General features: G+C 34.0%; 16 protein-coding genes. All 16 read left to right on the top strand.

Annotated features, from left to right (window positions below; translation table 11 throughout):
• The first annotated feature begins 71 nt into the window (after positions 1 to 71).
• The 16 genes from atpG to ATE47_RS08000 all read left to right on the top strand — a co-directional run bounded on the left by atpG (position 72) and on the right by ATE47_RS08000 (position 15,359).
• Positions 72 to 935, top strand: a complete 864-nt coding sequence (gene atpG, locus ATE47_RS08080; RefSeq protein ID WP_062161487.1) for an ATP synthase F1 subunit gamma — start codon at positions 72 to 74, stop codon at positions 933 to 935.
• Positions 936 to 1,041: 106 nt separating this feature from the next.
• Positions 1,042 to 2,400, top strand: coding sequence for a hemolysin family protein (locus ATE47_RS08075; protein WP_062161486.1), 1,359 nt, complete (start codon positions 1,042 to 1,044; stop codon positions 2,398 to 2,400).
• 3 nt (positions 2,401 to 2,403) lie between these two features.
• A complete protein-coding gene (locus ATE47_RS08070) occupies positions 2,404 to 2,709 on the top strand; it encodes an ATP-dependent Clp protease adaptor ClpS (protein ID WP_062161485.1) in 306 nt (101 codons plus the stop codon).
• 135 nt (positions 2,710 to 2,844) lie between these two features.
• Positions 2,845 to 4,695 carry a T9SS type A sorting domain-containing protein gene (locus ATE47_RS08065; protein WP_082632542.1) on the top strand — a complete coding sequence of 617 codons (1,851 nt, stop codon included), beginning with the start codon at positions 2,845 to 2,847 and terminating at the stop codon, positions 4,693 to 4,695.
• Between the two features lie 116 nt (positions 4,696 to 4,811).
• On the top strand, positions 4,812 to 5,426 hold the full coding sequence (gene udk / locus ATE47_RS08060) for a uridine kinase (RefSeq protein ID WP_062161483.1): 615 nt from the start codon (positions 4,812 to 4,814) through the stop codon (positions 5,424 to 5,426).
• A gap of 2 nt (positions 5,427 to 5,428) precedes the next feature.
• Positions 5,429 to 5,785: an FtsB family cell division protein gene (locus ATE47_RS08055; protein ID WP_062161482.1), complete on the top strand. Its 357-nt coding sequence runs from the start codon at positions 5,429 to 5,431 to the stop codon at positions 5,783 to 5,785.
• Positions 5,786 to 5,885: 100 nt separating this feature from the next.
• Positions 5,886 to 7,037, top strand: a complete 1,152-nt coding sequence (locus tag ATE47_RS08050) for a methylmalonyl-CoA mutase family protein (protein ID WP_062161481.1) — start codon at positions 5,886 to 5,888, stop codon at positions 7,035 to 7,037.
• Positions 7,037 to 7,477 carry a DinB family protein gene (locus tag ATE47_RS08045; protein ID WP_062161480.1) on the top strand — a complete coding sequence of 147 codons (441 nt, stop codon included), beginning with the start codon at positions 7,037 to 7,039 and terminating at the stop codon, positions 7,475 to 7,477. Before ATE47_RS08050 ends, ATE47_RS08045 begins: the two co-directional genes overlap by 1 nt.
• A 78-nt stretch (positions 7,478 to 7,555) precedes the next feature.
• Positions 7,556 to 7,939 carry a GxxExxY protein gene (locus tag ATE47_RS08040; RefSeq protein WP_062161479.1) on the top strand — a complete coding sequence of 128 codons (384 nt, stop codon included), beginning with the start codon at positions 7,556 to 7,558 and terminating at the stop codon, positions 7,937 to 7,939.
• 36 nt (positions 7,940 to 7,975) lie between these two features.
• Entirely contained in the window at positions 7,976 to 9,124 is a 1,149-nt protein-coding gene (locus ATE47_RS08035; RefSeq protein WP_062163489.1) for a class I SAM-dependent methyltransferase, read from the top strand.
• A gap of 138 nt (positions 9,125 to 9,262) precedes the next feature.
• Positions 9,263 to 9,565, top strand: a complete 303-nt coding sequence (locus ATE47_RS08030) for a hypothetical protein (protein ID WP_062161478.1) — start codon at positions 9,263 to 9,265, stop codon at positions 9,563 to 9,565.
• Positions 9,566 to 10,024: 459 nt separating this feature from the next.
• Entirely contained in the window at positions 10,025 to 11,404 is a 1,380-nt protein-coding gene (locus ATE47_RS08020; RefSeq protein WP_062161476.1) for a dipeptidase, read from the top strand.
• A gap of 285 nt (positions 11,405 to 11,689) precedes the next feature.
• Complete coding sequence (locus tag ATE47_RS08015; RefSeq protein ID WP_082632537.1) at positions 11,690 to 12,502, top strand: T9SS type A sorting domain-containing protein; 813 nt, start codon at positions 11,690 to 11,692, stop codon at positions 12,500 to 12,502.
• A 69-nt stretch (positions 12,503 to 12,571) separates the two neighbouring features.
• Positions 12,572 to 13,390: a T9SS-dependent choice-of-anchor J family protein gene (locus ATE47_RS08010; protein ID WP_082632535.1), complete on the top strand. Its 819-nt coding sequence runs from the start codon at positions 12,572 to 12,574 to the stop codon at positions 13,388 to 13,390.
• Between the two features lie 136 nt (positions 13,391 to 13,526).
• On the top strand, positions 13,527 to 14,342 hold the full coding sequence (locus tag ATE47_RS08005; RefSeq protein WP_082632533.1) for a T9SS-dependent choice-of-anchor J family protein: 816 nt from the start codon (positions 13,527 to 13,529) through the stop codon (positions 14,340 to 14,342).
• 207 nt (positions 14,343 to 14,549) lie between these two features.
• Positions 14,550 to 15,359: a T9SS-dependent choice-of-anchor J family protein gene (locus tag ATE47_RS08000; protein ID WP_062161472.1), complete on the top strand. Its 810-nt coding sequence runs from the start codon at positions 14,550 to 14,552 to the stop codon at positions 15,357 to 15,359.
• Positions 15,360 to 15,587: the final 228 nt, after the last annotated feature.

Below are 15,587 nucleotides of genomic sequence, written 5' to 3'. Positions count from 1 at the left end.
TTTTGGTTGATAGTTGACAGAATTTTCTAAAACTAGCAACCAACAACCGACAACCAACAACTAACCAAAATATGGCAAACTTAAAAGAAATACGAGGTAGAATTACGTCAATTTCATCTACGATGCAGATTACACGTGCTATGAAAATGGTTTCCGCTGCGAAACTTAAAAAAGCACAGGATGCCATCGTAATGTTAAGACCTTATTCTGAAAAACTACAGGAACTTATCCAGAATGTAAATTCTAGCTCAGATCCTGACCAAATTTCTGTTTACGCTCAGAAAAGAGAAGTAAAAAGAGTGCTTTTTATCGCTATTACTTCAAACAGAGGTCTTGCAGGAGCTTTCAACTCATCAATTGTGAAGGAGCTTAATGTACAGTTTCAAAACAATTCTCAATATGAGATTGAAGTTCTTCCTGTTGGTAAAAAAGCTTTTGATGCCGTAAGAAGAAACCGTTCGGTATATAGCAATGCTAGTTCTGTGTATGATAACCTGAATTTTGATGTGGTTTCCAACGTTGCAGAAGGAGTAATGACGAGCTTTAGAGAAGGTAAATTTGATGAAGTTTATTTAATTTATAATAAATTCGTTAATGCTGCTACTCAGGAAGTGACTACAGAACAGCTTCTTCCGATTTCAATGCCTGAAACTACGGAACCCCAGGTAGAAACAGATTATATTTTTGAGCCTAATAGAACAGAAATCTTAGAAAACTTGATTCCGAAATCTATTAAAACTCAGGTTTTCAAAGCGATTCTTGATTCAGTTGCATCTGAGCACGGAGCGAGAATGACTGCCATGCATAAAGCAACAGACAACGCAGAAGCTTTGAGAAATGATCTGAAAATCTTCTACAATAAAGCAAGACAGGCTGCTATTACAAACGAAATCTTAGAGATCGTTTCAGGAGCAGAAGCATTGAAAAATTCATAAAAGAATTATTTTTAACATAATATTAAAGCATCGTGGTACCATGATGCTTTTTTTGTTATTTTTATTTTATATATCTTTGTAGTAATAAATTTTATATTATTTCTAAATGGATTCGGACATAGTCAGGCTTTTGTTGGCCTTATTACTTGTTTTACTTAATGGCTTTTTTGTAGCCGCAGAATTTTCAATTGTTAAAGTTCGTTATTCACAAATCCAGTTAAAAGCCGCAGAAGGAAATTCTATGGCAAAACAGGCAGAGCATATTATCAAGCATCTTGATGAGTATCTTTCTGCAACACAGCTTGGTATTACATTGGCTTCACTAGCCTTAGGTTGGGTAGGAGAAAGCGCATTGCATCACGTTGTTGAAAATACTTTCCACTCTTTAAATATTGATTTTACACAAACTACCGTTACCACGATTTCTGTGGTCACCAGTTTTGTGCTAATCACGGTGATGCATATTGTATTTGGTGAGCTTATCCCAAAATCAATTGCTATTCGGAAATCCGAAGCGACAACGATGGCAACTGCTATCCCGCTAAGGGTTTTCTATACGATCTTCAAGCCATTTATCTGGTTGATGAATTCGATGTCAAACGGATTTTTAAGATTAGTTAAAATTCATCCGGCATCCGAGCAGGAAATCCACTCTACAGAAGAGCTTCAGCTTTTGGTGAAGCAAAGTGCTGACAGTGGTGAAATTGAAGAGGAGAATTACGAGATCATTAAAAATGCGTTTGATTTTACGGATCACTCTGCAAAACAGATCATGGTCCCTCGTCAGAACATTACATCTATTGATTTTGAGGAAGATGTCAACGAAATTATCAACAAAATCATGGAAAGCGGGTATTCCAGAATTCCGGTTTATGTGAATTCTATTGATAATGTGACTGGTATTTTATATACAAAAGAGATCATCAGAGAATTTGTCAAAAGAAAAGGCGAGCTTAATCATGATGATCTGAATGAATTGATGCGTGACCCGTTCTTTGTTGTTGGCAGTAAGAAGATTTCAGACTTATTGAAAACTTTCCAGCAGAAAAAGCAACACCTTGCCATTGTAATTGATGAATTTGGTGGAACTGAAGGAATCATCACTCTTGAAGATATTTTGGAAGAATTGGTAGGTGAGATTCAGGATGAAGAGGATGATGAAGATAAGGTTGTTGATAAAATCGCGGACAATACATACTGGGTTCAGGCCACACAGCCATTAGACGAAATAAATGAATTTTTGCCTAAAAAACTGCCTCTTTCAGAAGAAAGCGAATACAATACATTGGCAGGATTCATTCTTCATGAGCTGGCAGATATTCCGGAAGAAAACCAGGAGTTTGATCTTGTAAATTATCATTTTAAGATTTTAAAAATGAATAATAAGAGCGTAGAGCTCGTAGAATTGGTTTACGAAGAACCAAATACAATCAATGATCTTGCAGACAAAATAGGAGAAGTTTAAAAAATGAATTTCTATAATAATATAAAAGATTACGAAAATCCGAAACGTCAGTATGAAGAAGAAGTATTGGTTTTGGATGATACGGATGATGTTTATAAATTGATTTTACATAACGATGATATCCACACTTTTGATTATGTGATTGATTCTTTGATAGAAATTTGTAAGCATACGCTGGAACAAGCGGAACAATGTACAATTTTAGTACATTTCAAAGGCAAATGCACGGTAAAAACAGGCTCAATGGATGTATTGAAGCCGATGCATGAAAAATTGCTTTCAAGGGAATTAACAAGCGAAATAGTATAATTTAAAGCTCTAACAATAGTTAGGGCTTTTTTATTAATATAATTTCATTTTTCACTTGTTTGTGTTTAAAAATGTTTAATTTTTTTTGATAGTTTAATATTGTTTTAATACTTTTAAGCATTAATAAAACATTATATGAAAATCAAAATTACTTCGTTATTTCTTGGCTGCGTATTATCGTGTTCTGCATTAATGGGTCAGGAATCATCTCTGGAAACTCCTGCAAGAAAATGGATCACCGAAAATTCCAGAAATTTAGGAGTTCAAAATTTCACCAAGCTTAAATTAAATTTCGTTAAAAAAGGAAATATCGGGGAAACGCTTCGTTTTCAGCAAATGATTAAAGATGTACCTGTTTTTCAGTCTGAAATCGTAGTACATTTTAATAAAGAAGGTAAAATTACCCATACTTCCACAGAAAGTTTAAAGAAAGATGTAAAAGAAATAAGCACTATTCCTTCTTTTTCTTCATCCGAAGCACTCAAAAAAGCACACACAGCATCTAAGTCAAAAGGAGAAATTACTTACGAAGAAAATAAACTTTTTGTTTATGTTACAGATCAGAACGAGACAAAACTAGTTTACAGAATATTAACGAGTTCTTTTGATAATCCTGGAAGTTGGGAAACAATTATTGATGCACAAAACGGAAGTATAATAAGTGTAAAAGATATTGCATTTTATTATCATGATAAAAATGAAAATCCAAAACCCAGGAAAAAAACTCCACCGAAACAAATAAAAGCTAAGAAGGTTCTTGTATCAGGTTCTGGATATATTTTCAATCCGGATCCTCTTTCAAAGATGCAAGTAGCTTATTCTGGGCAGTATGTTGATAATAGTGACATTAATAATGCAAGCTTTGATGCTGCAAGAAGTTTAGTTACAATTCCTGAAGTAGATTTTACAGGAGGAGTTTACAAATTAAAAGGCTCTTATGTAGAGATTAAAGACTTAGAAGCACCTTCTACTGGTCTTTTTACACAAGCAACAAATCAATTTTTATTTAATAGAAATGATCAGGGGTTTGAAGCTGTGAATGCATATTGGCATATTGATAACAGCTTACGATATATTAATCAGACATTGAATATTGCCTGTTTACCATTAACCAATGCCGGGATTCTATGGTATGATCCTCACGGGTTTGATGGTGATGACAATTCTTATTATAGCAATGGCACATTAGTTTTCGGAGAAGGAGGAGTGGATGATGCGGAAGATGCTGATGTTATCCTGCACGAATTAGGACACGGAATCCATGACTGGTTAACGAATGGAAACATATCACAGGTCAATGGTTTAAGTGAAGGGTGCGGAGATTATTGGGCACAATCTTATAGCAGAAGCCTTAATCAATGGCCATCATCTGCACCGGCTTACCATTGGATGTTCAGTTGGGATGGACATAACCAATATTGGTCCGGAAGAACTACGAATTATGCAGCAACCTATCCGGGAGGGCTTACCGCGAGTATACACTCAAACGGACAGATCTGGGCAACGGCTTTAATGAAAATTTATAATAAAATTGGTAAAGAAAAAACCGACAGAGCATTTTTGGAAGGTTTAGCCATGACAAGTTCAGCCACAAATCAACAACAAGCCGCAATTGCTGTAAGGCAGGCTGCAATAGATATGTTGGGAACATTTGGTTTTAATTGTAATGATATTACACAAATGACACAGGAATTCACGGCGGCGGGTTATGTTTTGCCTGCATATTCCTGTACTTTGGCTGTTGATGATGTTTCTAAAAAAGAAATAATTGCCATCTATCCGAATCCGGCTTCAGATGTTTTAAACATTTCCATGAAAATCACAAAAGAAGAAAAAGTAGAAATCTACAATATGGAAGGAAGAAAAATAATGGAAACCACTATTGGAAAGGGTAAGAATTCCATCAATGTTTCTCATCTCCAGATTGGCGACTATATTTTAAAAATAAAAGGCTTGGAAATATCCACTAAGTTTATAAAAAAATAAAATTAAATCCGGTGTTTTAAGCATCGGATTTTTTATTAAAAATAATTCCACCCGCATTATTTTATTTGCATTCATCTAAAATAGTATATTTGTAGAAACTATAAGAAACAAAAAGAATGCTTGTAATAGGAATTGCAGGAGGCACAGGATCCGGCAAAACTACGGTTGTTGACAAGATCATACAACAGCTTGATATTGAAGGAATGAACATCCTTTCACAGGATAATTATTATCACGATAATCATAATCTTACACTAACCGAAAGGGAAGCCTTAAATTATGACCATCCAAAGTCTATTGATTTTGATCTGTTGATACAACACGTAAAAGCTTTAAAAAATAATGAACCTATCGAGCAGCCGATTTATAGCTTTGTTACACACACAAGAACAGCAGATCACGTTACAATTGAGCCTAAAAATGTACTGGTAGTAGAGGGGATTCTTGTACTTACCAACAAAGAACTGTTAAAGGAATTTGATTTAAAAGTGTTTGTTCATGCAGATTCAGACGAGAGACTGATCAGAAGAATCAGAAGAGACACTCAGGAAAGAGGAAGAGATCTGAGTGAAGTCCTTCACCGTTATCAAACCACTTTGAAGCCAATGCATCAGGAATTTATTGAGCCTTCAAAAAATGAAGCAGACCTTATCATTCCGAATATGAGGCAAAATTCCGTAGCGATTGATTTTTTAACTACCGTTATTAAAAACTCGTTGAGAAAACATTAAAAATGAAAGAAAATAACCTTATTAAAGACATTCAGCCCAAATCTGAAACGTTCAGGATCATTCAAAAATATGTTTTGAATAAATATACCATTACAATTTGTCTATTTTTGGTGTGGATGATATTCTTTGATAAAACTTCGTTTCTGGTAATTAATGAACTGAATGGTGAGATTAACAAATACGAGGAACAGCTTCAATATTATAAAACCGAATACGAAAAAAATGATGCGTTTTATAAGAAATTGATGAATAATAAATCTGAAAAAGAAAAATACGCAAGAGAAAACTATTTCATGAAAAAACCGAATGAAGAGATTTTTATTCTGGTAGTGGATAGTGCGAATGTTGCAAAAAAATAATTTTAAAAAGTGAATGGTGAAAAGTCATTCGCTTAGCTGCCAATTTGCAAGATTCACTTGCGAAGCAAAATTACCAGTTACAATTAACAAATCATAAACTATGTCAAACACGGCCTGGGAAAATTTAGTTAAAAAACAACTTAAAACTGACGATATTTATCCAATTCTCAAGAAAGAAAACCTTGAAGGAATTGATGTGAAACCTTTCTATGGTTCGGTGCAAAAACCATTGGTGAACCTGCCTAAAATTGAGGAAAGTACCCATCTTGTTGCAAGATATCATGAAAGTTTAGAAGAGGATGTATTCGCGTTTCTTTTGGATCATAACGTTGAAAACCTGGAACAGAAGACTATTTTTGTTAATAATGTAGATCTCGCCGGACACATCAGCCCGAAAGAAGAAGATCAGTATTTTTCATTAATTGATGTTTTTGACGAAAAAGAAGCTGTAATTAACGATCAATTGGTTAAAGAATTACTAGCTAAAGAGTTTAAAAGAAATGTTTGTGTAGATATTTCCCTTCACCAAAATGCAGGCGCAGCTATTTACCAGCAATTGGGAATTGCTTTGGCCAAAACAAAAGAATTGGTGGAAGTTTACGGCCCTGAAATTTTAAATAAACTAATTTTCAGAATTGCTGTCGGAGGAAATTATTTCTTTGAAATGGCGAAATTAAGAGCTTTTAAAATCATTTTTAATCAATTTTCAAAAGAATATAATTTAGACGAAATTCCGTATATTTTTGCAGAAACTTCGTTGAGAAATAAAGCTGTTTCAGACAGTGAAAATAACCTTATCCGTTCCACTTTAGAGTTGGCTTCTGCGATGATTGGTGGTGCTGATGCCGTTTTCAGCAATAATTATCTGGTTGACAGAAGTACGGATAATTCTGAGGAGATTTCTTTCAAACAGCAGATTGTTCTGGCTTACGAAAGTATCATCAATGTGTTTGAGGATGCTTCAAACGGGAGTTATTATGTAGAAGATGTTACGAAACAGATTGCAGAAAAATCCTGGGCTTTCTTTGTAGAAATCGAAGAAAATGGCGGTTATCTTGAGCTTTTAAAGCAGGAAATTATCCAAAAGGAAATTTATGATCATGCTGTTCAGGAGCAAAAATGGGTCGAAGAAGGAAAAATAAAATTAATTGGTGTTAATTTATATCCAACCTTAGAGGTTAAAAAATCAGTTGAAGAACTTTATAATGAAAAAGAAATAAAAGCTGTCCGTTGGGCAGAAATGTTTGAATAATGAAAGAAAAGTTAATCGATTTATTTGAATATACCTATCATTTCAATAAAGAAATGATCAAAATAGTCACCGAAAATATCTCGAAAGTTGATGAAAAAACGATCAGTTTAATCAATCACACACTGAATGCCCAACAAATCTGGAATTCAAGGATTCTTGGAGAAAATTCTTTTGAAGTCTGGCAAATCAATCCGTTTGAAAATCTGGAAGCAATTAATCATCAAAACTTTAAAAAAAGTATTCAGATTGTTGAAAACTCGGATCTAGATCAGAGAATGGTGTATCAAACTTCAAAAGGAGCAAAGTTTGAAAATACTATTTTCGAAATGCTATTTCACGCCATTAATCACTCGACTTATCACAGAGGGCAGATCAATTCTTTATTGAAGCAAAACGGAGTAGAACCGATTTTGACGGATTATATTTTTTACAAAAGATAAAGTTTGAGTAATATTATTCCCACAGATTTCTCAGATAACACAGATTTGTAAGCAAAAAATTACAATAAGAATACACAAATGAATGAAAATGAAATTAGTTTTTACATTAGAAAATCAATATTTTCTGTGTATAATGAACTTGGACCAGGTTTATTGGAAAAAGTTTATGAAAAAATATTGATTTATGAATTACAAAGTAATGGTTTAAATGTCAAAAGCCAAGTTCAAATTCCGATTGAATATAAAGGTGTTTTTGTTGATACAAGTTTTATTGCTGATATTATTGTTGAAGATAAAGTGATAATTGAGATAAAATCAATTCATGAAATTAATAATATTCACCATAAACAATTAATAACGTACTTGAAACTGACTAAGTTAAAACTAGGAATTTTAGTTAACTTTAATACAGATTATATTGATAAAAGCATAATTAGAAAAGTTAACGGTATTATTAATTAAGTTTGAATAGTAAGATCTGTGAAATTTGTGAAATCTGTGGGAAACAAAATTTTAAATAAAGAAATCCAAGACTATATCAATGCAAATCTAAACACAGATTTGCACTCTTTATTATTAAAAAAATCCCCATTTCCAGAAGTTTCGATGCAGGAAATTGTGCAGCAAATTAAAGGAAAGCAGGTTGCACAGAAAAAATTTCCGTTTTTATTGAAGGAAGGCATAATTTTTCCACCACAACTCAATCTGGAACAATCATCATCGGAAAAAACAGCACTTTACAAATCAGACCTATTAAAAGGTAAGAAGTTTATTGATCTTACGAGTGGTTTTGGGATCGACGCTTATTATTTGTCCCAAAATTTTGGTGAAATTACCCTTGTCGAACAAAATTCCGAACTTTTAGATATTGTTGAACATAATTGGAATACTTTAGGTAAAAAAGCAACATTTATTAATCAGAAATTAGAAGATTTTCTTAGTGAAAACAAAGAAATTTTTGATGTAATTTACCTTGATCCCGCGAGAAGGGACAACAATAAAAATAAAGTCTTTCTTTTGGAGGACCTGTCACCGAATATTATTGAAATTCAGGAAAAATTGCTTTTCATTTCAAAAGAAGTGGTTATAAAATTGTCTCCTCTGATCGATTTGAAATATTTAGTTTCTGTTTTGCCGAATATTTTCAGGATCGAAGTTGTCGCGGTAAAAAATGATGTAAAGGAAGTTGTTATTTTCTTATCCAATCACAATTCCGGGAAGATTGTTTGCAAATGTTTGAATCTGGAAAGTGAAGAACCTGGGTTTGAATTTCAGTTTAATGATGAAGAAAATGCCGTTGCAGAATACTCTGAACCCGAAAAATTCATTTATATTCCCAATAATTCGATTTTGAAGGCGGGAGTTTTTAATCTGATTTCAGAAAAATTTAAGGTAAAAAAGCTACATCCGAATACCCATATTTATACATCATCACAGAAAATTATCAACTTTCCCGGAAGGATTTTTGAAATGGAAATTACTGATGCTAAGCAGATTAAAAAGAAAAACCAGTTTAATATTATTTCGAAAAACTATCCTTTAAAACCGGAAGAAATTAAAAAGAAATATGGTATAAAAGATGGCGGGGAAAATTACCTTATTTTTACACAGTCCAAAAAAGGAAAAATAATATTAAAATCAGTATAAAAATGTTGCCGAAAAAAATAGGAATCCTTAATTTTGGGCAATTAAAAATTAAAGCATGAAATCGCTTGCTGTTAAAATTAAGTATAACCGGCTACAATAATGCGATTCCATCGACCTTTTAAAAAATAAATTTTACATATGAAAAAATTAGTTATATGTTTAGCCCTTGTTACTGTTGCTGTAAGCTGTAAGAAAATCCAGGCTGGAGGTAATAAAGGTACACTGAAGCTGGAAGAAGGAGTAGAAAGATACTCTGATGACGAGCAGACAAGTGGTGAGCAGGACAAGCTTTCCGAATACAGAGGAGATGCACATGGAGGTCATGAAACTCCTACAAAAACGGATACTGCCGGTGCTGTACAACATAAAGAAGAGGGTAAGACACATCCTGAAACCACTCCGATACCGGAAGGATCTCAGACTCCAAAGGCTGAACACTAATTATTACAATATAAATGTCCTGCAGAAATGCGGGACATTTTTTTTTGGAGCTTTATTCCGCTTTCCGCACTCGCTATTTTTTGGGTTTCGGGCGGCGGCAAAGCCGCCGCCCGAAACCCAAAAAATGAGCTCAAACAAATGCTGCAATCGGGGCTAGGTGGCAGTCGTTTATTTAAACATTTGAAAATATCCATAAAGTCTGTCATGCTGAAAGCGTCTAGGCTCAAATCTTTCCAGACTATTTCTAATCCTATACTTAGATGCTTTCAGCATAACAAACTTTGCGGAAATGGTGAGAAAAATACAAACCAAAATTTAAGAACATTATCAAATCAAAGGATAAGATGATTATATATCAATCAGCTTAAAGCAGGATAATCATAAACCTGAGGAAAATTATATGTTTTTGTTTGTTCCTGCGGGGCAATTTTTTTACTTTTAGCAAAACAAAAATTTACAATGCAAGAGACATTAAATTACATCAACGAAAACAAGCAGCGTTTCGTGGATGAATTATTCGAGTTATTGAGAATTCCTTCTATTTCTGCAGATCCGGCGTACAAAAATGACGTATTGAAGTGTGCGGATGTCGTAGCGGGATACCTTAAAAATGCAGGAGCCGACAATGTGGAAATCTGCCAGACAAAAGGATATCCTATCGTTTTTGGAGAAAAATTTTTAGATAAAAGCTTGCCGACGGTTTTGGTTTACGGACATTATGATGTTCAGCCAGCCGATCCTTTGGAATTGTGGACAAAACCACCTTTCGAGCCTTATATCGAAAAAACTGAGCTTCATCCGGACGGTGCCATCTTTGCAAGAGGTTCTGCGGACGATAAAGGACAGTTTTTCATGCATTTAAAGGCTTTTGAAGCGATGATGAAAACGAATTCTCTTCCTTGCAATGTTAAATTTATTTTAGAAGGAGAAGAGGAAGTTGGTTCTGTAAGTCTGGGAGATTTTGTTAATGAAAACAAAGAAAAATTATCTTGCGACTGTATTTTAATTTCCGATACTCACATTTATAGCAACGAGCAACCGACTGTTACAACCGGTTTAAGAGGGTTAAGCTATGTAGAAGTAGAAGTGGAGGGACCAAACAGAGACCTGCATTCCGGGCTTTACGGTGGAGCCGTTCCAAACCCGATTCATGTGCTTTCTAGAATGATTGCAAAGTTGATCGATGAAGACGGGCAAATTACGATTGACGGTTTTTATGACAATGTGGAAGATGTTTCAGACGAAGAAAGAGCTGAGATGAATAAATTAAAAGACAATCCTGAAGAATTCAAAAAATCTATCGGATTGAGCGGAGTAGAAGGTGAAGAAGGCTATACAACGCTTGAGAGAACCTCTATCCGTCCTACTTTAGACTGCAACGGAATCTGGGGTGGTTATACTGGAGAAGGTGCGAAAACAGTGATCCCTTCAAAGGCATTTGCTAAAATTTCAATGCGTCTGGTTCCATATCAGACTCCGGAAGAGATTACGGAAAAATTCACAGCATATTTCAAAAAAATAGCTCCAGAAAATGTAAAAGTGAAAGTTACACCGCATCACGGAGGTATGCCTTACGTTTTACCGACTGATACAAAAGAGTTTTTAGCAGCAAAACAGGCCATGGAAACGGCATTCGGGAAAGAGGTTCTTCCGTACAGAGGAGGAGGAAGTATTCCTATTACATCAATGTTTGAAAAGGTTTTAGGTGCTAAGTCTGTTTTAATGGGATTCGGGCTTGATTCTGATGCCATTCATTCCCCTAATGAGCATTATGGATTATTCAATTTCTACAAAGGAATCGAAAGTATTCCGCTGTTTTTTGAGAATTACGCGAAATAGTAAAATTAATTTTACCTTATAAAACGCTCCGTATTCCGGGGCGTTTTTTTTATTTTTTTCACTTTAAATATTTTATATATGAAAATTAACCTATAAAAAAACATATTAATACTTAATTTAATTAAAAATCACATTTTTTAGAATTAAAAGTTTGTTTTTATTATCAGTTAAAATATTTTTGCTGCTGAAGATTGCATAATAAAAGAGTTGTTTTAATGCGGAACTCTTAGTAAATCTTCTATATTTTAATATTATAAAAAGGCTTAATCTTTTAATTATTACATTATGATGAAATCACTTTTACTCTTTGGAGCATTAACTGCAGCGGCTGTAAGTCTAAATGCTCAAACAACAATTTTTAATGAAACATTTAGTTCTGCTACACCCGGTGTGATGCCAACAGGCTGGACGTTAGCAGATCTTGATGGTGACGGTTTTAATTGGGTTCCAGTTATTCCTCCCTCTTCATTTGATCCGGATGCTATGGGCTTTTCAGGTAACTGCGCATATTCATTTGGGTTTGGTGGCGATAATAATTTATTGATATCACCTCTTATTACCTTGCCTGCAGGATCTTTAACGTTAACGTTTCAGGTGGGAGAGTTTACTTCAGATGGATTTTTAACACCTAATAGTCGCTATGCTGTTTATGTATTGCCTGCTGCAAATACTTATACAGGAACAGAGACGCCAATAATTACAGAAACGATTACAACAGGTGATGTAGCAATTACAAAGACAATCGATATTTCCTCTTTTGCAGGACAATCTGTTAAATTATATTTCCGACATTATCCAACCGATTTGCAAACTTTGCTTTTAGATAATGTTACAATAACTTCTGCCACATTGGGAACTTCTGAAACCGGTAATAAAGAACAGGTAGGTATTTATCCAAACCCTGCAACAGATTTTATTACTATTAAATCAAAATCTGAAATCATCAGCACAGAAGTTTATGATGCTACAGGAAGAAAAGTAGGCAGTCAGCTGAAATCTGATAAAGTAGATGTAAGAAACCTTCTTCCAGGAAACTATATTTTAAATATAAATACGAAAGAAGGGAAAACCTCTTCAAAATTTATTAAAAAGAACTAGAATCTTTTAAATCTGAATTTTAGGGATATTAATCTCTATATAAAAAAATAAAACTTTAATTATTACATTATGATGAAATCACTTTTACTCTTTGGAGCATTAGCTGCAGCGGCTGTAAGTCTAAATGCCCAAACAACAATTTTTAATGAAACATTTCAAACATCTTCCGGAACTTTAGCTCCGGGCTGGGCTTTTCAAAATCTAAACAACAGTACATCCTCAGTAGGTTGGAGGAGTCAAGATGAAACAGCTTCAACAGATCCAATGGGATTCTCCGGTGATACTGCAGGGTCGGGCGGATCAGATCTTGATAACTTACTTATTTCTCCATCAATCGTATTGCCGGCAAGTTCTTCTACTTTGACTTATAAGGTAGCCGCATTCGAATCTTCTGCTTATTTTACACCTATTATAGCTAATAATACTTATATGGTCTATGTGTTGCCAGCTTCAAGTACCTTTACTTCAACTCTTACGCCAGTGCTTACAGAAACTATTACTACAGGAAATACGGCTATAACAAAAACAATAGACCTGTCAAGCTTTGCAGGTCAGGCTGTAAAACTTTATTTCAGGCATCTCAGCACTGCTTTTCAGATTCTTATACTAGATGATGTAAATGTAACCTCATCTATGGTACTGGGAACTTCTGAAACTAGCAATAAAGAACAGGTAGGTATTTATCCAAACCCTGCAACAGATTTTATTACTATTAAATCAAAATCTGAAATCATCAGCACAGAAGTTTATGATGCTACAGGAAGAAAAGTAAGCAGCCAGCCGAAATCTGATAAAGTAGATGTAAGAAACCTTCTTCCAGGAAGTTATATTTTAAATGTAAATACGAAAGAAGGGAAAACCTCTTCAAAATTTATTAAAAAAAACTAGAACTTTTAAAATAGCTAAGGTGCTTCGAAAGGAGTGCCTTTATTTCAATTAAAAAATAGCAATAAAAAATTCTGTATTAAGTTTTTGATTATTGATCTTACAATAAATAGTTTAAACTTTTTAATATTTATACATTATGATTAGACAAATACTACTTTTGAGTGCATTTTCAGTTGCATTTTTGCATGTAAAAGCCCAGACAGTGCTTCTTAATGAAACATTTACAGTGGCTGCAGATGATAACAGTCTTCCACCAGGTTGGACCAGCCCGGATATGGATGATCCTTGGTATTCTTCTATTACAGCAGTTAATAGTTTATTGAGTCCTATGGGATTTACGGGGCAAGTTGCTTTGTCAAATACAAACAGTACTAATCCTGAAGATCTGTTAATTTCTCCGCAGGTAAATTTACCTCTTGGAGGAGCTTCTACATTAACATATAAAGTTGGTGTTATTACATTGGGAGGGCAGTATCCGGGTAATGCACATTATGCACTATATATATTGCCTGCCGCAACTACCTTCACAGGCTCTGGAACACCTGTGCTGGAAGAGGTAATTACTGTTCCTGATCAGGCTATTACAAAAACTATTAGCTTAGCTTCCTTTGCAGGACAGAATGTTAAACTTTATTTTAGGCACAGTAATACCTCTGAAATGTATATGGCTTTAGATGATGTAAATGTTACTGCACCTACAGTATTAGGAACTTCTGAAACGGGTAATAAAACTCAGGTAGGTATTTATCCAAACCCTGCAACAGATTTTATTACCATTAAATCAAAATCTGAAATCATCAGCACAGAAATCTATGATGCTACAGGAAGAAAAGTAGGCAGCCAGCTGAAATCTGATAAGGTAGATGTAAAAAATCTTCTGCCAGGAAATTATATTTTAAATGTAAATACCAAAGAAGGGAAAGCCTCTTCAAAATTCATCAAAAAAGATTAGAGATTTTCTGTAATCTTTTAAAATATCTAAAGCGTTTTCAAAAGGAACGCTTTTATTTTTTTCAATAAAAAAGTTAATATGATTAAAAAATAACAACAAAAAGCCTTTCAATTAAGCCTTTTCGTAGAAAATCACAATTTTTTAAATTAAAAGTTTGTTTTAGTAATCCGATAAAATATTTTTGTCGTTAATCTTTATACATACATTATGATGAAATCAATTTTACTTTTTGGAGCATTAACAGCAGCTATTGCGGGTTTAAATGCTCAGACAACAGTTTTTTTAGAAGAGTTCAATACAGTGGACGGTTCCACCATGTTAGCCCCAAACTGGGCTTGGCAAGACCTTAATGGTAATGCAGGCCGCTGGCGCAGCGGTGATTTTACAAGTGCAACAGCTGCAATAGGTTTTTCAGGTAATACTGCGTATTGTTCTGGCAATAATTTTGATGTTTTACTTGCGTCTCCTGCGATCAGCATACCGGCGGGAGCATCTACTTTAACATATAAAGTGGCATTAAGCTCATTTTTTGGTTCAGGATCAGCAAACAGTACCTATAATGTTTATGTATTGCCGGCTTCAAGTACATTTACTTCAACACTTACTCCGCTATTTACCGAGACTATTACTACGGTAGATACAATTTCAGAGAAAACCATTGACCTGTCAAGCTTTGCAGGGCAAGCTGTAAAAATATATTTTAGACATTTTAATAGCGGAATTAAGTACCTTTTTATGGATGATGTGAAAGTTACCTCATCTTCTGTATTAGCGACTTCCGAAACTCAGAATAAAGCTCAGACAGGTATTTATCCAAATCCTGCAACAGATTTTATTAGTATTAAATCAAAATCTGAAATCATCAGTACAGAAGTTTATGATGCTACAGGAAGAAAAGTTGGCAGCCAGCTGAAATCTGATAAAGTAGATGTAAGAAATCTTCTTCCGGGGAGTTATATCTTAAATATAAATACCAAAGAAGGGAAAACCTCTTCAAAATTCATCAAAAAAGACTAAAATTTTCTAAATTTTGTTAAAATAACCAAAGCGCTTCGGAAGGAGCGCTTTTATTTTTTTCAATAAATAATTAAATCCGATTAAAAAATAACACCAAAAAAATGCAAAAGGAAGTTTTTTGTGAGTGATTCACATTTTTTAGAATTATAAGTTTGATTTTATAATGAGTTAAAATAATTTTATTAAGAAGGAATACGTATAAGAATATTATATTAAATATTTCTTAAA

This window comes from Chryseobacterium sp. IHB B 17019 (genome assembly GCF_001456155.1).
GTDB lineage: Bacteria > Bacteroidota > Bacteroidia > Flavobacteriales > Weeksellaceae > Chryseobacterium.
This window is presented reverse-complemented; position numbering and strand designations above follow the sequence as displayed.

Coding starts and splice junctions, on each gene's coding strand:
- ATE47_RS08030 (WP_062161478.1), top strand. CDS start 9,263: ATGAAAAAATTAGTTATATGTTTAGCCCTTGTTACTGTTGCTGTAAGC.
- ATE47_RS08070 (WP_062161485.1), top strand. CDS start 2,404: ATGAATTTCTATAATAATATAAAAGATTACGAAAATCCGAAACGTCAG.
- ATE47_RS08015 (WP_082632537.1), top strand. CDS start 11,690: ATGATGAAATCACTTTTACTCTTTGGAGCATTAACTGCAGCGGCTGTA.
- ATE47_RS08065 (WP_082632542.1), top strand. CDS start 2,845: ATGAAAATCAAAATTACTTCGTTATTTCTTGGCTGCGTATTATCGTGT.
- atpG (WP_062161487.1), top strand. CDS start 72: ATGGCAAACTTAAAAGAAATACGAGGTAGAATTACGTCAATTTCATCT.
- ATE47_RS08005 (WP_082632533.1), top strand. CDS start 13,527: ATGATTAGACAAATACTACTTTTGAGTGCATTTTCAGTTGCATTTTTG.
- ATE47_RS08055 (WP_062161482.1), top strand. CDS start 5,429: ATGAAAGAAAATAACCTTATTAAAGACATTCAGCCCAAATCTGAAACG.
- ATE47_RS08010 (WP_082632535.1), top strand. CDS start 12,572: ATGATGAAATCACTTTTACTCTTTGGAGCATTAGCTGCAGCGGCTGTA.
- ATE47_RS08075 (WP_062161486.1), top strand. CDS start 1,042: ATGGATTCGGACATAGTCAGGCTTTTGTTGGCCTTATTACTTGTTTTA.
- udk (WP_062161483.1), top strand. CDS start 4,812: ATGCTTGTAATAGGAATTGCAGGAGGCACAGGATCCGGCAAAACTACG.
- ATE47_RS08000 (WP_062161472.1), top strand. CDS start 14,550: ATGATGAAATCAATTTTACTTTTTGGAGCATTAACAGCAGCTATTGCG.
- ATE47_RS08020 (WP_062161476.1), top strand. CDS start 10,025: ATGCAAGAGACATTAAATTACATCAACGAAAACAAGCAGCGTTTCGTG.
- ATE47_RS08040 (WP_062161479.1), top strand. CDS start 7,556: ATGAATGAAAATGAAATTAGTTTTTACATTAGAAAATCAATATTTTCT.
- ATE47_RS08045 (WP_062161480.1), top strand. CDS start 7,037: ATGAAAGAAAAGTTAATCGATTTATTTGAATATACCTATCATTTCAAT.
- ATE47_RS08050 (WP_062161481.1), top strand. CDS start 5,886: ATGTCAAACACGGCCTGGGAAAATTTAGTTAAAAAACAACTTAAAACT.